The organism is Photobacterium sp. AWH4_225, from assembly GCF_056158405.1.
This window is the reverse complement of record NZ_JBSWTF010000004.1, coordinates 2,515,289-2,534,311: the sequence shown is the minus strand read 5'-3', so window position 1 is coordinate 2,534,311 and position 19,023 is coordinate 2,515,289. Positions and strand designations below refer to the sequence as shown.

At 44.7% G+C, this 19,023-nt stretch carries 17 protein-coding genes; 9 read left to right on the top strand and 8 right to left on the bottom strand.

The features are described 5' to 3' along the window. Window positions 1-78: 78 nt before the first annotated feature. Window positions 79-2,778: a bifunctional acetate--CoA ligase family protein/GNAT family N-acetyltransferase gene (locus ACXAD4_RS28630; RefSeq protein WP_475245540.1), complete on the top strand. Its 2,700-nt coding sequence runs from the start codon at window positions 79-81 to the stop codon at window positions 2,776-2,778. 259 nt (window positions 2,779-3,037) lie between these two features. On the opposite strand, the gene ACXAD4_RS28625 is transcribed toward ACXAD4_RS28630, so the two are convergent. Beyond that, a complete protein-coding gene (locus ACXAD4_RS28625; protein ID WP_475245538.1) occupies window positions 3,038-3,934 on the bottom strand; it encodes a LysR family transcriptional regulator in 897 nt (298 codons plus the stop codon). A 179-nt stretch (window positions 3,935-4,113) separates the two neighbouring features. On the opposite strand from ACXAD4_RS28625, the gene ACXAD4_RS28620 reads away from it, so the two are divergent. Beyond that, a complete protein-coding gene (locus tag ACXAD4_RS28620; RefSeq protein WP_475245536.1) occupies window positions 4,114-4,947 on the top strand; it encodes a DUF4344 domain-containing metallopeptidase in 834 nt (277 codons plus the stop codon). A 372-nt stretch (window positions 4,948-5,319) separates the two neighbouring features. Beyond that, window positions 5,320-5,676: a hypothetical protein gene (locus tag ACXAD4_RS28615; RefSeq protein WP_475245534.1), complete on the top strand. Its 357-nt coding sequence runs from the start codon at window positions 5,320-5,322 to the stop codon at window positions 5,674-5,676. Window positions 5,677-5,789: 113 nt separating this feature from the next. Here ACXAD4_RS28615 and ACXAD4_RS28610 read toward each other — a convergent pair whose 3' ends face one another. Beyond that, window positions 5,790-7,067, bottom strand: coding sequence for an NRAMP family divalent metal transporter (locus ACXAD4_RS28610; RefSeq protein WP_475245533.1), 1,278 nt, complete (start codon window positions 7,065-7,067; stop codon window positions 5,790-5,792). A 389-nt stretch (window positions 7,068-7,456) separates the two neighbouring features. Between ACXAD4_RS28610 and ACXAD4_RS28605 the strand changes: the two genes are divergently transcribed. The 4 genes from ACXAD4_RS28605 to ACXAD4_RS28590 all read left to right on the top strand — a co-directional run bounded on the left by ACXAD4_RS28605 (window position 7,457) and on the right by ACXAD4_RS28590 (window position 12,517). Continuing rightward, window positions 7,457-10,771: an intermembrane phospholipid transport protein YdbH family protein gene (locus tag ACXAD4_RS28605; RefSeq protein WP_475245532.1), complete on the top strand. Its 3,315-nt coding sequence runs from the start codon at window positions 7,457-7,459 to the stop codon at window positions 10,769-10,771. Between the two features lie 103 nt (window positions 10,772-10,874). Continuing rightward, window positions 10,875-11,090, top strand: a complete 216-nt coding sequence (locus ACXAD4_RS28600) for a YnbE family lipoprotein (protein ID WP_475245531.1) — start codon at window positions 10,875-10,877, stop codon at window positions 11,088-11,090. 18 nt (window positions 11,091-11,108) lie between these two features. Then, a complete protein-coding gene (locus ACXAD4_RS28595) occupies window positions 11,109-11,432 on the top strand; it encodes a YdbL family probable chaperone protein (RefSeq protein ID WP_475245529.1) in 324 nt (107 codons plus the stop codon). 137 nt (window positions 11,433-11,569) lie between these two features. Continuing rightward, a complete protein-coding gene (locus ACXAD4_RS28590) occupies window positions 11,570-12,517 on the top strand; it encodes a YeiH family protein (RefSeq protein ID WP_475245528.1) in 948 nt (315 codons plus the stop codon). Between the two features lie 128 nt (window positions 12,518-12,645). On the opposite strand, the gene ACXAD4_RS28585 is transcribed toward ACXAD4_RS28590, so the two are convergent. The 3 genes from ACXAD4_RS28585 to ACXAD4_RS28575 form a co-directional block, all read right to left on the bottom strand. Beyond that, complete coding sequence (locus ACXAD4_RS28585) at window positions 12,646-12,909, bottom strand: hypothetical protein (protein ID WP_475245527.1); 264 nt, start codon at window positions 12,907-12,909, stop codon at window positions 12,646-12,648. 104 nt (window positions 12,910-13,013) lie between these two features. After that, window positions 13,014-14,315 carry a Y-family DNA polymerase gene (locus tag ACXAD4_RS28580; protein WP_475245526.1) on the bottom strand — a complete coding sequence of 434 codons (1,302 nt, stop codon included), beginning with the start codon at window positions 14,313-14,315 and terminating at the stop codon, window positions 13,014-13,016. A 3-nt stretch (window positions 14,316-14,318) separates the two neighbouring features. Next, window positions 14,319-14,702: a LexA family protein gene (locus ACXAD4_RS28575; protein WP_475245525.1), complete on the bottom strand. Its 384-nt coding sequence runs from the start codon at window positions 14,700-14,702 to the stop codon at window positions 14,319-14,321. Window positions 14,703-15,013: 311 nt separating this feature from the next. On the opposite strand from ACXAD4_RS28575, the gene ACXAD4_RS28570 reads away from it, so the two are divergent. Beyond that, window positions 15,014-15,424, top strand: coding sequence for an SPOR domain-containing protein (locus ACXAD4_RS28570; protein WP_475245523.1), 411 nt, complete (start codon window positions 15,014-15,016; stop codon window positions 15,422-15,424). A gap of 59 nt (window positions 15,425-15,483) precedes the next feature. On the opposite strand, the gene ACXAD4_RS28565 is transcribed toward ACXAD4_RS28570, so the two are convergent. The 3 genes from ACXAD4_RS28565 to ACXAD4_RS28555 form a co-directional block, all read right to left on the bottom strand. Beyond that, entirely contained in the window at window positions 15,484-16,020 is a 537-nt protein-coding gene (locus ACXAD4_RS28565) for a GNAT family N-acetyltransferase (protein ID WP_475245522.1), read from the bottom strand. Beyond that, window positions 16,021-16,290 (bottom strand): type II toxin-antitoxin system TacA family antitoxin, encoded by a 270-nt coding sequence (locus ACXAD4_RS28560; RefSeq protein ID WP_317520101.1) that lies wholly within the window; start codon window positions 16,288-16,290, stop codon window positions 16,021-16,023. 106 nt (window positions 16,291-16,396) lie between these two features. Beyond that, window positions 16,397-17,803 (bottom strand): MATE family efflux transporter, encoded by a 1,407-nt coding sequence (locus ACXAD4_RS28555; protein WP_475245520.1) that lies wholly within the window; start codon window positions 17,801-17,803, stop codon window positions 16,397-16,399. Window positions 17,804-18,056: 253 nt separating this feature from the next. Here ACXAD4_RS28555 and ACXAD4_RS28550 point away from each other — a divergent pair, with 253 nt between their 5' ends. Further along, window positions 18,057-19,019 (top strand): LysR family transcriptional regulator, encoded by a 963-nt coding sequence (locus ACXAD4_RS28550; protein WP_475245518.1) that lies wholly within the window; start codon window positions 18,057-18,059, stop codon window positions 19,017-19,019. The last annotated feature ends 4 nt before the right edge of the window (window positions 19,020-19,023 follow it).

The following is a 19,023-nucleotide window of genomic DNA, read 5'->3' as shown; positions in this document are numbered from 1 at the left end:
AGCTCACGTACTTTTGCCAGAAACTCAGTAGCTGTTTAGTTACACTCATTGGAAAGCATTGGCAAAAAGAGTTGTGATATGGACGGATTAGATAAACTGCTCAAACCCAAGTCAATCGCCGTGATTGGTGCCTCCGATAGCCCTAATAGAGCCGGTAATGTGGTGATCCGCAACCTCCTATCAGGATCCTTCCATGGCCCTATCATGCCCGTCACTCCAAAATATGATGCAGTTGCCGGTGTCCTTGCCTATCCAACCATAGATAGCCTACCCCGAGTGCCAGATTTAGCCATTGTCTGTACCAATGCTCACCGCAATGTCGAGATCATCCGTCAGCTTGGTGAAAAAGGTGTAAAAGTTGCCATAGTGCTTGCCGCGGGTATGGCCAACATCGTTACCGATGGACAAACTGAGGAGCAACGCATGTTTGACGTTGCCAGACAGTTTAATATGCGCTTGGTCGGGCCGAACAGTATGGGACTCATACTGCCCTGGATAAACCTCAATGCGTCTTTTTCGCCCATTGCCGCCAATAAAGGCAATATCGCCTTTATTTCACAGTCTGCTGCCGTGTGTACCACTATCCTCGATTGGGCGAAAAATAAGAATGTTGGTTTTTCTACCTTTCTTTCCCTTGGTGACGCTTGTGATATCAACTTCGCGGAGCTTCTTGATAACTTATGCCGCGATAGCAAAACCGAAGCTATTCTGCTCTACATTGATTCGGTGAAAGATGCACGCAGGTTTATGTCTGCGGCGCGAGCTGCTGCACGAAACCGCCGGATCCTTGTGGTAAAAAGCGGTAGAACCCAAGCAGGCAGTGCAGCCGCTTTCTTGCACACGGGCTCGCCTGCTGGCTTAGATGCTGTTTATGATGCGGCGATACGTCGTTCGGGGATGCTGCGAGTAAACAATACCCACGAGCTGTTTGCTGCGGTCGAAACCCTTGCCCATTCTGTCCCTTTACGCGGAGAACGTCTCGCGATTTTAACTAATGGCGGAGGCCCTGCCATTATGGCAGTCGACGCACTTGCTGATCGAGGCGGTAAACTGGCTCAATTAAGTGATGAGACCACCAGCAAACTGTCTGCCATTTTGCCCTCATGCTGGTCCAAGGCTAACCCGATCGACATCATCGGTGATGCAGATATCAATCGCTATGAGCAAGCCGTTAAAATTTTATTAGACAGTGATGATTTTGATGCACTGCTAATTATGCACTCACCATCTGCAATAGCGGCAGGCAACGAAACAGCTAAACGTTTAGTGGAAGTGTTAAATTCCCACCCAAGAACTCGTAAGTTCAATATCTTGACCAACTGGGCTGGCGAAGATGAGGCCATTGTTTCACGTAAGATTTTCACCGAAGCTGGCTACCCTGCTTATCGTACACCTGAAAGTGCGGTTTCGGCTTTCATGCACTTAGTGGAATACCGCAGAAACCAAAAACAACTGATGGAAACCCCGGTTTCTTTCGGCGAAACTAAAGCCAACCCCAAACATGTCCATGACGTGGTCAATCACCTACTCGCACAAGGTGTTACCCAACTTGAAACGCATGACGTGAGACCGGTGTTAGAAGCATATGGATTCACAACCCTTCCAACATGGATAGCCAGTGATCCTGCTGAAGCTGCACATATCGCCAACCAAATTGGTTATCCTGTTGCAGTTAAACTTCGCTCACCGGATATTCCCCACAAATCAGAAGTCCATGGTGTACTACTGTATTTACGTACGGCGGAAGAAGTCGCCAACGGCGCGCAGGCTATTCTTGATCGGGTGTCATTGGAATATCCAAATGCACGAATTGATGGCTTGTTAGTACAGAGGATGGCTAAACGAGCTGGCGCTCAGGAATTACGTTTATCAGTCCATCACGACTCGACTTTTGGCCCTGTTATTTTACTGGGAGAAGATGCCGGCGATTGGGACATCCATAAAAATGCTGCGGTTGGTATCCCGCCGTTAAACATGGCACTTGCGCGCTATATGGTGATCAATGCAATTAAAACCGGCAAGATTACGCAGCGGAATTTACCTGAAAAAATTGATATTCCCGCGCTTTGCCGCCTATTAGTAAAAACATCGCAGCTCATTATTGACTGCCCTGAGATAGAGTCGTTTGATATCCATCCGCTACTGGCTACCGGTAATGAGATGACAGTCATTGATGCGTCAATGACGCTGCGTCAGTTTAAAGGTAATCGACAAGAACGTTTAGCCATTCGTCCTTATCCTAAAGAGCTTGAAGAAACTGTCGCACTGAAGAATGGTGAGTGCATTTTGCTACGGCCAATTTTGCCGGAAGACGAGCCACAACACGCTGAGTTTATCGCTAAAGTCTCGGTTGAAGATCTCTATAAGCGCTTTTTCTCTGATGTCGGGGAGTTTAACCACGAAGCGCTGGCAAATCTTACCCAGATTGACTACGACCGTGAAATGGCGTTTGTTGCCGTACAACAGTCAACCAATGACAAGGGTGAGCCGGAAGAGTCTATTATCGGGGTTACCCGGGCCTTGTCGGACCCTGAGAATATTGAGGCCGAGTTTGCCATCCTTGTGCGATCGGATCTTAAGGGAGTCGGCCTTGGCAGTATATTGATGAATAAGATCATTCGATATTGCCGCGAGGCCGGTTTACGACGAATTACAGGTATGACAATGCCCTCTAACCGGGGAATGATCATGCTTGCCCAAAAAGTTGGCTTCGAGATCGATATTCAGATGGAAGATGGAATCGTTGAGATGTTACTTCCTCTTCCTTCAGAACGATAACTGTCGATAGCAGGTTCTGGGCAAAATCGATAGCAACATCCCAATCCTGCTCATCAATAGCGAATTGAAGATCGGCCATGAAGGTCTTTAGGTATTCACAATGGTCAAAATCATCTGAAAATTCGGTAGTATTTAATTTCATGCTTCCTCCTAATTGGAGGTTGCATGATATAAATTACAGGAAATCTGACTTACCTTTTTACGCCACCACACCACAAAAGCGTTCAAAAAACACACAACCACGCAGTTGCAGAGCGAGTTATTTCTTAGCCTGCTTTTTCCAAAGTGAGGTAATATGTTGAATACACCATGATTTTGCCTTACCCATTCGACTTCTATTCCAAGCGATCACCAATTCAAGCTCATGAACTGGATCATCACCAATCACCACCAGCTCCCCACTATCAATCGCTTCTTTAGCATAGCTGTATGACATAGTTGCAATGCCGAGCCCTGCTTTCAAAGCCAGCAGCTTGTCATGCATTGAAGACACGGTCAGTAATGGCTGATCATCGAGAATATTGTAGGTTATAGGTGGTAGGTTCCTTGCCGTATCAGCAACTGCAATGCCGCGATACTGCTTTCTAATCATAGGATCTAACGGGTACTTATGTTTATGGATCGGATGGTCTGGATGCGCCACCCATATAGTATCTATGGTTCCTAGTGTTTGAATCTTAGCTTCAGGGGGAGCAACCGTAGGTGCTGGAGCAATAAGGATGTCAGCACGGTCTTGGGCCAATGCCTCCCAGCAACCGGCTAAGATCTCTTCCTGGAAGCGGACACGGGTTTTACTCTGCTGAGCCAACCCTTCTACTAGCGGAAATAAAGCATCCACTTTGACCAAGCCGTCATAAGCAATCGTGATATCCAATTCCCAACCATGTGCCAACGCACTGGCATCGGCAATCATCTCATCTGCCGCAGTGAGTAGCATCCGACCTCTTTCAAGCAAGAGATGCCCAGCCTTAGTAAATACCGCTTTGTGACCAGATCGATCAAAAATCACCAAGTCCAAATCTTGCTCGAGTTTTTGAACCTGATAACTCAAAGATGAAGGCGCTCTGCCTAATTCCTCTGATGCCGCAGCAAAACTTCCTCTTCGCTCAATAGCGTCTAGCACCATCAAAGCTTCAAAAGACAATAGCTTGTTCACCTTCTCTCCTTGTTTTTATAATCATCAATAAATAGTTATTGATATTTCACCTTATCGATCCTCGCTTAGCAAATCCATAATTTATTGCTCATTTTTCATGTAATAGCGTTAAGATCACTCTATCACTTATGCTGATGAGTCATACTCACCAGCATTCAGAAAACAGCTAGGATTTGTACATGGATTTTTCTAACAGTATTCACAATCGCAATACCCTGTATAGCTATTGTCTTATGTTTCTACTGCTATTGGTTTGTCTTTTCGGTCTCTTTCCCAATAAAGGCATGAGTGATGAACTTCCTACCATTCGCTATACATTCATTCCTAGCTTAGATGAGCTTGACCAACAAACTATTCAAGAAATAAGGCAGACTGACTCCCTCAAGACAGTCCATATGTTGTCAGACTCAGTGTTTATTCTCGCCGAGCCAGTGAACATTGTCTTTGGTACCGAAGATGGTCCCTTATACGATCCCGAATCCAATCAAATAGAAATCCCTTATCACTTTTGGCGAGAAATGATTGACAATTTTACCGCTGATTTTCATGACAATATGGAGCAAACTGAATTATCCAAGGAAGACAGCCAATATGTTTACCAGGCAGCGGAAGGTGCTCTATTACACACTCTACTTCATGAAGTTGGACATGCTTATATTGCATTGAACCAAGTCCCCATTGTCGGTAAAGAAGAGGACGCTGCAGATAGTTTTGCCAATGTTCTCATGCTCAATTACGTTGAAGATGGTGATGGCCAAGCGATACATGCTGCAAACCTATTCGCTATTGAAGATCAGCAAATCGACAGTTTTGATGATCTAGATTTTATTGATGAACACAGTTTGGATATTCAACGCTACTATTACAGCCTATGTTTGATTTACGGCAGTGATCCCAAAAAGCATCAGACCCTATTTCAAGATCTAGAATCAGAAGTTAAAACGGAACGAGAAGAGATTTGCATTGAAGAGTTTGAGCGAGTGACGGCAAGTTGGGAAAGCTATTTTAAATAGCTTTAAAAGCTTTATTAACGTTTAAATCAACCAAAGTGGATTCGTCAGACGATTCTGGCACTCAAGGCGTGTTGCTATAACACGCCTTATTCACGCCACAGAATATTCATTCAAATTCTTTTGTATTTCCCCGGTAAAATTTCATACCAAGGTGATAAGTTAGTCATAAAAATGACTAAACCTTCCCTGTCATAACTCTTTGTTTACGTTCATATTGATCTAAGCCAAGTTCTCTCTTTTCACACTGATTTAGATTGCTATTAAAGCTAAAGCAACATTTCAACAACCCTTTTGTGCAAAGCATTTCCTATCAATAACGGATCTCATCATGCTTATATGACTATACATGATGAAACATCAAGGAGTTTTCGGATGGATAAACCCTCGCAGTCGCTAACCCAGACCCTCTCTTACTTAAAGTTATGCACCTCTCAAATTATCTCAAGCCAACTTTCAGTTTCTCAGCCCGGTTCAGCGAAGCACATCAATGACCTTATTTCATTGGAATCTATTGAGTTGGATCATGCCAATGAACAAGTTATCGAACTACAGAAGCTGTTATTTAGGGCATTGCATGCGCTTGAGGCCGACCAGACTGATGTGGTGCATAACGCACTGATTGAAGGGATTAAGCAGATTAACCATGAGCTAACTGTGCCGAAGAAAAAACACCTTGCTCAAACTAAAAATAATGAAGAAACCCTGAGCGACCCAGCTCTAGCTGGATAAAAGCCTACTCAAACGATAAACAAACGAATTTTTATAACTATAACTCACCAACCCATATGGAATCTGCCGGATACCTACGTCCTGTCTGTATCCGGCTCTTTTTTTGTGATGCTTTACATCAACCATTTCCACCAAATGAATACGGCCAAGAATCCAAACAAGTATGTCAGGCCAACCCAAGACAGAGCTTTCATTCGCTTCGACCACTGAAGGGCCACGGGTAGTTCCGCTTTAGACACTAACTGGTAGTTCAGTAGCGCAAAAATCGGTGTCGTCATGAATGCCAATATCATGGCGAAATCAAGCATCGGCATTAAAGCAGAGCTAAAGAACAAAATGATCCCCATCGCTGAAATCGCAATAAATACCATCCAGCCATTGTGGAATGAACGTTGTCCAACCGGTTTTGATTGTAGAAGCGATTGAGCCTCTGCCAAAGAACGGGCGTAACCATCAATAACCGTAATCGTACTGCCGAAAATACAGAAGAAAGCCACAACCGCAATCAGGTAGCGAGACCACTCACCAATGGTTGACGCGTACATGCTCACTAATTGATGAGAGAACCCGATACCCGATGCTTTTAGCTCAGTCCCATTACCATGCAAAACAAGCGCACCCAGCGAAAGGAATACGATAGCAAGCACAGCAGTACCGATATAACCGACATTGAAATCAAACAATGCAGAATCAGCCGTCACTTGCTGCTCTTTGCGCTGGCTCTTGAGCCATAGTGACGTCAGGCAGGAAATCTCGATAGGTGCCGGCATCCAGCCCATCATCACGACAATGAAACCAATAGAAGCAAGGGACCATGCAGAAGGTGCTTCAAAGTCTGCCGGGGCGACACTACCCTTGCCCGCAGCAATTACTACTGCAGAGAGCGTAGCAATGACCAATACCGCCATTATGATTTTAGAAAGGCTATCTAGGGCCTTATAGTGGCCAGCCATCAAAATCACCAAGCAGGCAATAACAACAATGCCTGATAACACGGGTAGCGACAGGCTGAATGGTAAGAAGTACCCCAGTAAGCTTGCACTAAACAATAGTAAGGCCGCGGTATTTACCACACCGGAGATCAAACTTAGCCCTGTAAACACCCAAAGATAACCGCGTCCCATCCCATCATACCCTTGGACCAAGCTGTTGCCTGTTCCCATAGTGTATTGAACGCCAGCTCGGAAAAATGGGTATTTCAAAAGGTTTACCAGCAAAATCAACGCGGCAAGCTGCCATCCGTATATTGCACCAGCCTTGGTAGAGGCGACTAAATGGGAGCCACCGACAGCTGCGGTTGCCATCATGACACCTGGGCCTAATGAGCGAATTAACTTACCCAAAGAGAGAGATCCCGAGGGAGATGGCTGTACTGGAGAGGTTTCTGACATAATCACATCCTGATGATTTTCTATTATTGTCCTCACTTTGTCTCAGTTTTGTCACAAACAATCAACCTATCAAAAACAACCAATCAGCCACTTCCTCTTCATTAATACGCAATTCCAGTTAATAACTTCAAATACACACCATCAAACATCAGTGATATCAGGCAAAAACTGGCAAAAAAACAATAAAAAAATCACAAGATTTCAGCGACTTCAGAGAAAGGCAAAATTTTATACTGGATGAGTAAACTTTCTTACACGCAGTAGAATCAACCACACCAAAATTCCTTTTGAAGTGCTTGATTTATACAATATTTCTAACAACTTTCTACCTAGCGGTTATGCTTAGAATTGTCACATATCATTTATGTTGGTCAGATAAAAATAGCCATATGAATAATGCTGTAGGCAACAATAACAATCCAACGCCCTCAAAGCCCAGCCGATATCGGTATGTGCGTATGTTCATCTATGGTCTGTTTTTTATCGTTTTCGCCATTGTCATGCTGGCTATTTTCATCCCTCCTTGGCTGGCTTCTAAAGGAATTGAAATCAATGCTATTTCTGGCATCCACATAGGAAAACGGATTCAAATAGACGAGCTCTCTATTGCTGTAAATAAAACGGCGATAACCATAAAGAAGCTATCACTGGAACATTTTGCCGATGACAAAAGCGCTATTTCTACCTCATCTTGGCGTTTACTGTCTCCACATACCGTCGTGCGTCTAGCGCCGGATATCCAAAATGCGATAAGACCCCACGGGCTTGAACTTAATGACATTATTTTCAATGACATCACCTTTAACCTAACTGACCTGTCCGCCCCTTACGTGTTCAGTGCTCACAGTGAACAAGCATCTGTCACTATCGAAAATACAGTCGGCACCCAGATCCCACAGGTTGTCAATGATTTACAGCTTGTCCTTACCACCGACCCGTTTGTCACTCTTACCGGCATTATTGGCTCCTCTGATTTAGAGTTATTCCTACCGCAAGATATCGGCCAGAACATCTACCCTGTCGGTTTCACTAATGGGCATTTTTCACTTAGCTGGCAAGGCAATAAAATTCCATTAGCAGTTCATATAGATTCGCTGGTACCAAAATGGCCTACAGACGTTGCGCGTTTTCAACAGCAAGGAAACGACATCGCCTTAACTGTTGACCTCAACCAGCCTACTAAAAGTATGCGATTGCTGGCAGAGGAGCTACGCTTCGCCCAGCCAACGGAACTACCAGAGTTTCTGGAAAAACCAGATGAAACTCACGAAGGGTTACACTTAGGACACGCTATTGCCAATTTAGCGCAACTGCCGTTAAAGCATTTAAAAGTCAGCCACTTCACTTATGGCAACTTAATCATGGATGCCAAACTGGTATTGGATACCCCTAGAGTCCGCCAAAACCGGCCGGATAAACAAGCCAAATTGCATTTAAAGGGTAAAGCCCTCGGCCCGGAGAATCCATACGATATCAATGTATTGATAAAACACCGAACACAGAACGACGCAGACTTTACTGGAACCGTTATTGGCCCCAAAGGCAACAAACTTGACTGCAAAGCTGATATCAACTTCATCAGCCCGTTACCTAAACTGTTTCACTGCGAAGCAAAGTTCAAGCGGACACAAGATCTCACTGATCGACTGAAGCTGTATGATATTCCCAGCGCTGAGCTAACCAAGCCTATTGTAATTTCAGCTAAACAAACATCACTGGCTTTCAAGGATAACGGCTCAACCAAGCAAGGCGATCCCTTTCATTTTAGAGATGTTGAGCATGCCAGTTACTCACTAGAAGTCAGCTTACCGGAAAAGGTGAACGTCGAGCTAAACCGCTTTGCCTTCCAACATAAAGTGATGAATCAAAAAAAGGATTCAAAGTCTGCTGTTTCCTTGCTTGAACTCAACACAGATGGAGCGCTAACGTTTAATGCAGATTATCTTGATGGCAATATCGCGTTAGGCCTCGATAGACGCAGTGAGCAGCTTCATTTTCGCAATGATAAATTCGGGTATGACTTCGCCATCGATTTTTCTCTCCTACAATGCCAGATACCCTTCCTCAACAGCGATTTAACATTACAGTGTCACGCGAAAAGTAATATCAACATTGTGATCCCTCAGTTATTTCCCAGCCCCACAATCAATATTGAGAACACCCAACTGCAGTCTGTGCTTTCTGGTAATTGGACTGATAATAAGCTAGACATGCAAATAATCGATAGCCAAGTCAACATAGGAAAAATGCGGGTTCAACATCAGGGGGAATGGATAGAAGCAGAAGCCGATAACGTCAATGTAAAAGCAGACCTAATCAGATTAGAGCAAAATTTCCGGAATGAAAAAACGACAGCCCTATCCATATTCACAGATAAGGAAAGTGACATCGTCATCAATGCTGATAATCTTTCAGCGCTAAAATTAATCACCTCAGATGATGCCTCCGATGTCGAAATCGCCGCGATTAGACGAGAACAAAACATCAATCAATTACCCGTTCAACGCTACAACGGTCAACTGTCCTCCGTCTTTTCCAATCTTGGTTTACTCCTGAATTTATCTCCTGAGAGCAATTCTGTATTCACCCTGACCTCAAGCTATCAAATCCACCTTTCCTTAAATCAAAATAACCAGCGCCTGCCTGGGGCCATCACGGAAGGTAAACTGAACATCACCCCAACTAAAGCTCGATTCAAAGGGAGTATACTGAACAAACGCCATACAACCTTGTTTGTCTATACCGTTGATTATTCGATACCGCGGCAACAAACCAATATTGAGTTACACCGTAATGATATTCCGTTCTCCAGCAAGCAATCCTTGAAGAAATACTATCTGCCAAAGTTGCCAGTTGATCATGATATCTATGCAGGCTCATTGGGATTCGATGCAAAAATATCCATAAAAGAAAACCAGTGGAAAGGTCAGGTTGGTTTATATACGCACAACTTGAGTGGCTATATTCATGACATACATTATGCTGACCTCAATGTCTCTCTCACTGTCGACATTTCCAATCACGGTATTCGCTCACGTCAACCAATCAGCCTGCATGTCAGCTACTTACATGCAGGCATTCTGTTAGAAAACCTCTATGCCCTGCTTGAGTTTGACACTCACAAACCTTTCTACAAACTCCACCGGGCCAAGGCTTATTTGCTTGGTGGTGATATTAGCTTGCACAATGTGGTCAGTAACTCACTGTCAGAAATACCCGCTAGCCCAATTCAGGTTCATGGCCTTAAGCTTGAGAAGTTGATTGAGGCAATAGAAGCTAAAGATATAGAGATGACCGGCATCGTTGATGGCGTGCTGCCTTTTGGATTAGAACAAAGCGCCCCAGTGATTAAAGCAGGCAAGCTTCATGCGCGTTACCCTGGCGGGATCCTAAAATACAAAGAAGGATCAGCCATCGATCAGAACGTAGAAGCCGCTGGTGAGAATAGCTTGTTAGTTGTGAGCAAAATTCTCAAAAATTATAACTACCACTCGCTCAAGGTTAATCTAGACTATTCTAAAGAAGGACAACTGAGTGCCAGATCACAGTTTAAGGGGCGCAACCCAGATGTTTTATCCGGTCGCCCGATTAATCTGAACCTCAGCATAGAAGAAAACATTCCAGCTCTACTAAAAACGTTGAACATGATAAATGCATCAAAGCTGGAAAATATGTTCTTAAAGCAGATTGGTGTGGATAAGTAGCATTTTTGCGCTTGAATTTAAAAAATCAAATGGCTGGACGCGCCTGTCACCCTGTCTCTTAACTAAGGCAGATGGGTATGAGGTCCACAAAAGGTTGTAACCAATGGATATCCAACTTAAGCTGTTTTATATACCATTTTTTATCGCCATGCTTTCGGTATTATCACTTACAGCACTATCTGGCTGTACACCAACGGTACAAGTTACCGCTTCTGAAAAGCCGATAGAAGTTAATTTAAATGTCAAAATAGAACACGAGATTCGCATTAAAGTTGATAAGGAAATCGATGAGCTGTTTAATGATGATGATGTCTTTTGAGTTGGCAGGGAGTATGCCATGACGCGAGTTCTGCTCTTCTTCCTATCTTTCTTCCTTGCTTTTAGTGCATTTGCTCTCGACCTTCAGCAAGCCAAGGATCAAGGCCTTGTTGGTGAAGCCAACACGGGTCTCATCGCCCCTGTTACTGCTCGTCCCTCTCAGCAAGTAAGAAGTCTGGTTTCCGAAGTAAACAACCGCCGAACCAACACCTTCAAAAAGATAGCTGTTTCCCACGGCCTAACGGTCAAAGAAGTTGGGCATATCGCCCATAAGAAAGCAATAGAGCGCACATCTCCAGGGAATTATTATCAAGACTCATCGGGTAAGTGGATCAGAAAGTAGGTATGAAGATACGACTCAGTTCAATATCGCCGAACAAGATGTTAAGTAAAACTTAACCCCGGCATAAAAATATTATAATTATCCTTACTCCTCTTTGCGCATATACTCCTGCGACGATTTACTCATAATTGAAACCAATGTCTGCAGTTCACTCTTTTTTCAATAAGCTTTCCAAGACCGATGGTATCTTCATTGCAGTCGCACTGCTGTGTCTGTTTCCCTTAGTCAGCTCTCCTATAGCACTTGTCCTGGGCTTCACCTTGGCAACATTTGGCCTAGTGCCATCCCAATTTAACTTGGCGGCTTTGACTAAAAAGCTGCTTTCCTATTCCATCATTGGCCTCGGTTTTGGAATCCAGTTAGATCAAGCCATCGAAGCCAGTAAACAAGGATTAGGCCTCATTGTAGCCTCTATCTTCTGTACGCTATTGCTTGGCTATGTTCTGACTAAATTACTGCGTATCGAGCAGAAAACGGGCCATCTGATCGCCTCAGGTACAGCGATTTGTGGCGGTAGCGCTATTGCTGCTGTTGCTCCTGCAATTAATGCCAAAGACGACCAAACCTCACTGGCTTTAGCCACGGTGTTTGTTCTTAATGCTATCGCTTTATTTATCTTTCCGGTCATTGGCCATTCTCTAGAGATGAGCCAACATGCATTCGGTACATGGGCGGCAATTGCTATTCATGACACATCATCAGTAGTAGGTGCCGCAGGTGCCTATGGTGATGAGGCGTTGAAGACAGCAACAACATTAAAACTGGCCCGCGCCCTGTGGATTATCCCAATCGCTTTTCTAAGTGCTTTAATGTTCAAAGGCAACAGTAAGAAAATTGGCGTGCCATTTTTCATCTTGTTTTACTGCTTAGCTATCGGTGTGGCTTACCTGCTACCTGATTTCCAACCGCTCTACACTGCTATATTCTCGATGTCTAAGCGCGTTCTGGTTGTTTGCCTATTCTTGATCGGCTCAGGTATCACAATCCAAAAGCTAAGAGCGGCAGGTATCCAGCCTCTATTACTCGGGGTATTGCTCTGGGTTTGTATCGGTGGCGGCTCATTGGCCTATATCCAACTAACCTAGAGACCTACGGGCTTCCTGATTTTTTAAATCAAACAGCGAGCTTCAAATGACAAAACAGCGAATTCACTCTGAATTCGCTGTTTTTCAATGTAAAAGCGGTTTACCGTGACTGACACTACAACCCGGCGTTACGGTGTAATGTCCATTCTTCCAGAAACGCTGTTGATTTGTTTCACTTCGTCTTTAAAGTCAACGTTGACCTGATTGCGTTGTAACTCATCACTGGGGTGTTGCGCTACATGGCTTTTATTTTTTTTCTTTGCATTTAGCCGCTTGATCCCCAAGCTTAAAATAATTACGAAGGCAGAAAGATCTAACACTGCACTCATAAGCCCGGTGGTGAACGATGAGGCGATCAGAATGCTACTCACTATCCCTATCCAAACAAACATCCTAACCTCTTATCATTCATGATTTTGTGATGATAATTATTAACTAATTGTCTGAATTCAGAAATTCGCTTTCACTCTATAACATTCACATTTGTTATATGACATCAACACTTGGCAACTTGCAGCTCATCGAGGCGTGTTGTCCATCGATTGGAACGAAAGGCCTGGCGCATGTGCCAGTTCGTTGAGCCAATCACTGAGGCGGGCTTTACCCCATTCTTGAATCTGGCATTCATCTGATCGGTGATAGCCATTAGATCTCTGCGCTTCATTTCATCTAATGCGCTGGTATCAAACATATCAAATTGGAACTGATCATTGTTTGAGTCGGTTAAACCGTCCAGAATGACGCCGATCTTCTGATAGGCGTAACCAGGGCGAAAAATAGACTCGAGTTGTTCCAAAGCAATATCAAGAAACTTATAACTGTCCTGACTTGGGCACATCAGCTCCCTAGCACTACTGATATTATGTTGCGGCAGGTCCTTATACCGGTTGGTACGAAGGAATACACCCACGACATTCGCTTGGCTATGTTGACGCCGCAACTTTTCCCCCGCTCGCTGGCAATGAAAAGCGAGGGCTGATTTCAAATCGTCCAAATCACTGATATCTGAACCAAAACTACGACTAGACAGAATCTGCTTTCGCTTCTCATCAATATCACCAGGGTCGATACAGGAAACCCCTTGCAGCTCTAGCGCTGTTCGGGCCAACCCGACATTCCATAACCGACGCATATCGGCTGGATTCTGCTCAGCAAGTTGCAATGCCGTACTGATCCCACTGGTTTGCAGACGAGTCGCTGTCTTAGCGCCTACTCCCCAAATATCCTGAACTGTGCATCTTTCTAACAACCATCGACGTCGCTGCTCGGAGTCAATTTGAATAACACCGCGGACCCGTTGCTCATAGTGTTTAGCTGCCTGGTTACCTAGTTTGGCCAGAGTCGGGCTTGAACCTATGCCGACTCTTACTGGCAAGCCAAGATGCGAATAAATGGTGTCTCGGATTTCTTTGCCAAACTGGGTGAGACCATCTAACTTGAAGCCATCAAGCCTGACGAAAGCTTCATCAATGGAATACTGCTCGACATGTGGCGAGAATCGATGCAACTCTTCTATGAAGCGACGACTCATATCGGCATACAAGGTATAATTTGAGCTTCTTACCTCGACACCCATTTTCCTGGCTTCACGCTCAATCTTAAACCAAGGTGCACCACGTTTTATTCCTAGTGCTTTGGCCTCTGATGACAACGCAACGCAACAGCCATCATTATTGGATAACACCACTAATGGCCTATTGACCAACTTCGGATCAAACAGCTGCTCACAGGCACAGTAAAAGCTTTTAGCATCTACCAATGCCCATACCTGATCACGGTATCCATCTAGTGCTGCCATTGCTTAACCCAATAAATTATGTACGTTACGAGTTACTACGCCGAAGATTTCAGAATCTTCTGGCATAGGAAAGGGTTTAAAATTCGGGTTTTCGGCAATCAACCACCATGCTTCCTCATGACGCATCAGTCGTTTGCAGGTAAACTCATCATATACGCGGGCGATGACAATTCTACCCGGAACCACAGGCTCTGCTCGGTCTACTACCAACAAGTCGCCGTCATAGATTCCCGCTCCCACCATTGACTCACCCGATGCTCTGAGAAAAAAAGTCGCATTCGGGTTTCTGATCATATAGCTCTCTAAATCGAGCTCTTCCTGATGGCCATCTGCGGGTGATGGAAAACCACACTTCACACCTTCGATAAAGTAAGGAAATACCTTCATCTCCAACGCTCTTCAACAAACTGTATATATGTACAGTATAATAATAAATCGCTAGAATAGTCACACCTTAGTTTCAACTTTTAGGATAAGTGAAGTTTGAGCAAGCAAATCAGACACTTTATATACAATTTCAACAACCTAGCAGCCTTGTGCTCTGCTGCCTGGCGCTATTGGTGATAATTTCGGCATGTATTGCTGGCATCTTCGGCAAACAGCCCGTTATCAACGAGTAATATCAAACATCCCCTTATCATTGTTGATAAAATTGTCGCTTATAAAAATAAAATTCAGGGATTTACCAAGGAGTTTTAATGCAAAAGATTTTTGCAATATTAGCTGTGCTTCTATTGGCCGGCTGTTCAACAACTGAAAATACACACACTGACAGCCAGTGCATCGGCCAGATGACAACAGAAGAAGCCTATGGCCACCTGAACCCAGATCGCTTCACCATTCAGGTTCTGGCTTTAACAGAAGAACGTCAAGCTGACGTTCGTAACTACATCAATCATATTCAAGGCCAACAGCCAATTTGGGTAAATTGGAAGAAGAGCCAGAGTGGACGCTGGTATGCCGTGATTTACGGAGATTTCGCCACCAAACAAGAAGCGAAAGCAGTGATCGACCGTCTACCAGAAGCAGTTCGCCAACAAGGTCCTTTCATTAGAAGCTTCGCCGAAGTAAAAAATGACCAGCAAACCGACGTTTTCCGTTTGCGATGATCAAAAAAGCCGGAAGTTTCATTCCGGCTTTTTCAGGATATTTGGCGGCCTCTGGACGATCAGCGCCCTTCAAACAGCTGACCGACCGTTTTCATCGGTATAAACATCCTCACCCGGCCATTGTGCTCACACAGGACTTCAAAACCATATTTGGTATAGAAGGATTCCGCTTCAGCGCTAAGACAATCCACAACGATAGCATACGCCCTCATGTGGGCATTGACCTGCCATAGGTACTTCAAGGCTTTTACCAAGCTGACTTTCCCTAAGCCATTTCCGTGGTACTCATGATGAACAGCCAATTGGGCAAGTAAAAACACTGGAATGGGATACTTGGGCAGTTTTTTTGCCATTGCCGCAGGCAAGGTATCACGGCAGATAGAGCTCGGGGCAATGCTGTAAAAAGCACAAATAGGTAACTTTTGATTAGGCAGTGGAAGTAAGGCAGGTAATACCATGGTCCGGCTAATACCTGCCTGCATATGTTTTGCCGCCTGAGTCTGAATAAAGTTGTTTAGCTCCGGCTCTCCACAGTCAAACGATGTACGATCATGCTGTTTTTTATCTAGCTCGATAAACTCTTTTGACCAACTCACTTACTTAAAGCCCTTCTCTTCAGCAAAGTCTACTGCATCGAGTAACGCTTTATTCGGCGCTTTGGCCTTATCGCAAGCATCAACAAACCGGTCAAACACATCACCATCCACGGTGATACTTTCATGCTGAGCAATCACCTGAGTTGCATCTTCGTCCATAAGACGAACCACATACTCCGTCAAACTCTTCAGTCCTAGCAAGGCTGACGCTTTTTCGGCTTTGGCTTTAATTTCTTCATCTAAACGCAGGTCTAGTCGCGCTGTTGCCATATTAACCTCCATTAGTACGGAAACCTTCCGTACATAAAGAGTATAACCATTGACCGCCGACACAGCAAATCGTACGGAAGGTATCCGTACGATTTTATAACAGCTATTAAGAAGGTATCACCGCAGCGCCATGCTCTTTAGTACTGAGAGCTTCATTGCTGTGATCTTCATGGCTTTGTGCATAACGCCCTTCGAGCTTGCGAAGTTCACGTAGCAAAATGAACAGCAGCATCAAACCAGTCGCTGCCAGGCCTACTGCAAGTCCGCCCCAAACACCTTCCAATCCAAACAGATTCATCAGTAACCATGCCGATGGCAAGCCAATAAGCCAGTAGCCGATAGCTGTTGTTACCGTCGGCGCTTTGACCACTTTCATACCACGCAGAATGCTGATAGCCGCCAACTGCCAAGCATCTACAACAAAGCAAGCCGCGACCATAATCATCACACTTGGCAGAGCTGAAACCAGCTCTTCTGCTAGCGCATCACCTTCAACGTTGAAGACGAAAGTCAAAAACTCTGGCTTTGCAATCAAGAATGCACCGAATACAGCACTGGTTACCGTTACCAGCAACAAGCCCTGTTTGGCATAACGCTTAACCATCGCAGGCTCTTGCTGGCCGACATGCTGACTGACCAAAATAGATGCTGCTTGGGACAAACCAAATGCGACGTTCCATGATAAGTTCAGGCACTGCAGAGCGATCTGGTGTATAGCCAATGACACCGCGCCTAAGGTACCCGCCAACAAGGCTGCTGTAGAAAACAGAGCATGCTCCATCAAGGTCGCAATCATGATCGGCACGCCAATGGCCATTAACGGGACAAGAATGCCTAAACGGTACTCATGCCAATTGGTAAACGGATTGTAGTGGCGGTACTTGTTGCGAGTGAATACCCAGTAGCCATAGCCCAGCATCACAATGAACGCAGCCAATGCGGTACCATAGCCAAGACCTGCCAACCCCATTTCTAGCTTGAAGGCCATCAAATAGCTCAAAGGTACATTCAGAATTACCGTGACAATAGACATCACCATCACAGAACGGGTATCACCGAATGCACTGACCAAGCTACGTAATACCAGTAATACTAGCGTTGGCAGCATTGCCCACTTCAACGCATCCAAATAATCGACTGCCAGCACGACTGTTTCTGGGTCTTGGTTTGCTTTGAGCAGCAAACCATCCATCCAAAAGAAAATCGGTAACAGGGTCACTGTCAGAATAACCGAAAGCAATAGGCCACTCTTGAGTGAGATGCTGACTTCGGCATCACCTTTCTGGGTGTCTTTCAACCTTTTGCCATATGCAATTGCAATTAAGTTAGCGACACAACCTACGGTACTACCCGCCACGGTGAAGACAATTGAGTAGACTGCCGCACCAAGACCGCCGCCAGCTATGGCGAGGATACTAAGTTGGGCCATCATCCACACATCGGTAAAAACCAATAATTGAGCAACCAGCTGAGAAATAATTAGCGGCACTGCCAGGCTGATTAATTTTTTCATTATTCACCACGAAACACTAAAGCATTGCAAAACAGACAGGGATCTCAGAGATGGCAGAAAAGGCGGCCTACTAACAAAGTTTCAAGCAAGAAAAAGTAAGCTAAAAGTGCGATACAGCCATCAAACTGCAGAGATATCACTAATGTAAATTTTCCCGATTTGTGTTTCAAACGACATTTATAGTACCTTAGCATTCATAAAACTCATGCAAGAGTGTTATTGAAAACATTTTCCTTTGCCCACGAGGCTGACAATGAAAAAAAGACACAATTTACTGCCGTCTTCTTTGAATGGACTTAGAGTGTTTGAAGCGTCGGCAAGGTATCTTAGCTTCACACTGGCAGCAGAAGAATTAAACGTAACGCAAAGTGCAGTAAGTCGCCAAATCAGACAGTTAGAAGAACAACTTGGTTTTGCGTTGTTCATCCGCCACCACCGAGCATTGGAACTTTCTGCTCAAGGGAAAGAGATTGCTTTATTGCTCACCCGTCAATACAGCGAGCTAAACCAAACCATACGCCAGTTGAAGGCCAAGGAAACCGGAACATTACGAGTACAAGTTGCCATGAGCTTCGCCGTACGCTGGCTGATCCCACGTTTGCATTCCTTTAAATCACTCAATCCTGATGTCAATATTGTCTTGTCATCAAGCATGGGCCACAGCAATGAACTGTTGCAGTTAGAGGAGGATGACTGTGATATTGCGATATATAATGTGCCTGAAATCGGCAAAAGCGCCAATATGCCCAATTTCTTCAGAAAAGAATATCTCGCCCCTGTCTACTCCGAGTTATTGACCAAAACCGAAGAGCCAATATCTGTTGATGAATTGATAGCCGACTATCCGCGCCTGCACCCAACGTCTGACCAGTGTGATTGGCGCGAATGGCTTACCCGTAATGACCGGACTGATCAAATCAACAAAAATGGATTGACCTTCAATACATTGGATATGGCATTAACATCCTGCTTTGCCGGGCAAGGGGTCACCATTACTGACTTGATGTTGGTTGTTCATGAACTTCAACAAGGGTATTTAAAGCTGCCTACCGAGGCCACCATCGTCACTAACAGTACCTGGCAGTATTACTATCAAACCGTTAGCAAAGGTGACACCGTCACTCGATTTATTGACTGGATGGTGCAAGAAGAGAAGAAAGATTGGGCCGCGCTAACCCATATGGCTGAGCTGCACGGCTGGAAAATTATAGATTAAGCAA

What these genes read in the sequence shown, in the direction of transcription:
- ACXAD4_RS28630 (WP_475245540.1), top strand. Translation starts at nt 79, where the DNA reads ATGGACGGATTAGATAAACTGCTCAAACCCAAGTCAATCGCCGTGATT.
- ACXAD4_RS28620 (WP_475245536.1), top strand. Translation starts at nt 4,114, where the DNA reads ATGGATTTTTCTAACAGTATTCACAATCGCAATACCCTGTATAGCTAT.
- ACXAD4_RS28615 (WP_475245534.1), top strand. Translation starts at nt 5,320, where the DNA reads ATGGATAAACCCTCGCAGTCGCTAACCCAGACCCTCTCTTACTTAAAG.
- ACXAD4_RS28610 (WP_475245533.1), bottom strand. Translation starts at nt 7,067, where the DNA reads ATGTCAGAAACCTCTCCAGTACAGCCATCTCCCTCGGGATCTCTCTCT.
- ACXAD4_RS28605 (WP_475245532.1), top strand. Translation starts at nt 7,457, where the DNA reads ATGAATAATGCTGTAGGCAACAATAACAATCCAACGCCCTCAAAGCCC.
- ACXAD4_RS28600 (WP_475245531.1), top strand. Translation starts at nt 10,875, where the DNA reads ATGGATATCCAACTTAAGCTGTTTTATATACCATTTTTTATCGCCATG.
- ACXAD4_RS28595 (WP_475245529.1), top strand. Translation starts at nt 11,109, where the DNA reads ATGACGCGAGTTCTGCTCTTCTTCCTATCTTTCTTCCTTGCTTTTAGT.
- ACXAD4_RS28590 (WP_475245528.1), top strand. Translation starts at nt 11,570, where the DNA reads ATGTCTGCAGTTCACTCTTTTTTCAATAAGCTTTCCAAGACCGATGGT.
- ACXAD4_RS28585 (WP_475245527.1), bottom strand. Translation starts at nt 12,909, where the DNA reads ATGTTTGTTTGGATAGGGATAGTGAGTAGCATTCTGATCGCCTCATCG.
- ACXAD4_RS28580 (WP_475245526.1), bottom strand. Translation starts at nt 14,315, where the DNA reads ATGGCAGCACTAGATGGATACCGTGATCAGGTATGGGCATTGGTAGAT.
- ACXAD4_RS28575 (WP_475245525.1), bottom strand. Translation starts at nt 14,702, where the DNA reads ATGAAGGTATTTCCTTACTTTATCGAAGGTGTGAAGTGTGGTTTTCCA.
- ACXAD4_RS28570 (WP_475245523.1), top strand. Translation starts at nt 15,014, where the DNA reads ATGCAAAAGATTTTTGCAATATTAGCTGTGCTTCTATTGGCCGGCTGT.
- ACXAD4_RS28560 (WP_317520101.1), bottom strand. Translation starts at nt 16,290, where the DNA reads ATGGCAACAGCGCGACTAGACCTGCGTTTAGATGAAGAAATTAAAGCC.
- ACXAD4_RS28555 (WP_475245520.1), bottom strand. Translation starts at nt 17,803, where the DNA reads ATGAAAAAATTAATCAGCCTGGCAGTGCCGCTAATTATTTCTCAGCTG.
- ACXAD4_RS28550 (WP_475245518.1), top strand. Translation starts at nt 18,057, where the DNA reads ATGAAAAAAAGACACAATTTACTGCCGTCTTCTTTGAATGGACTTAGA.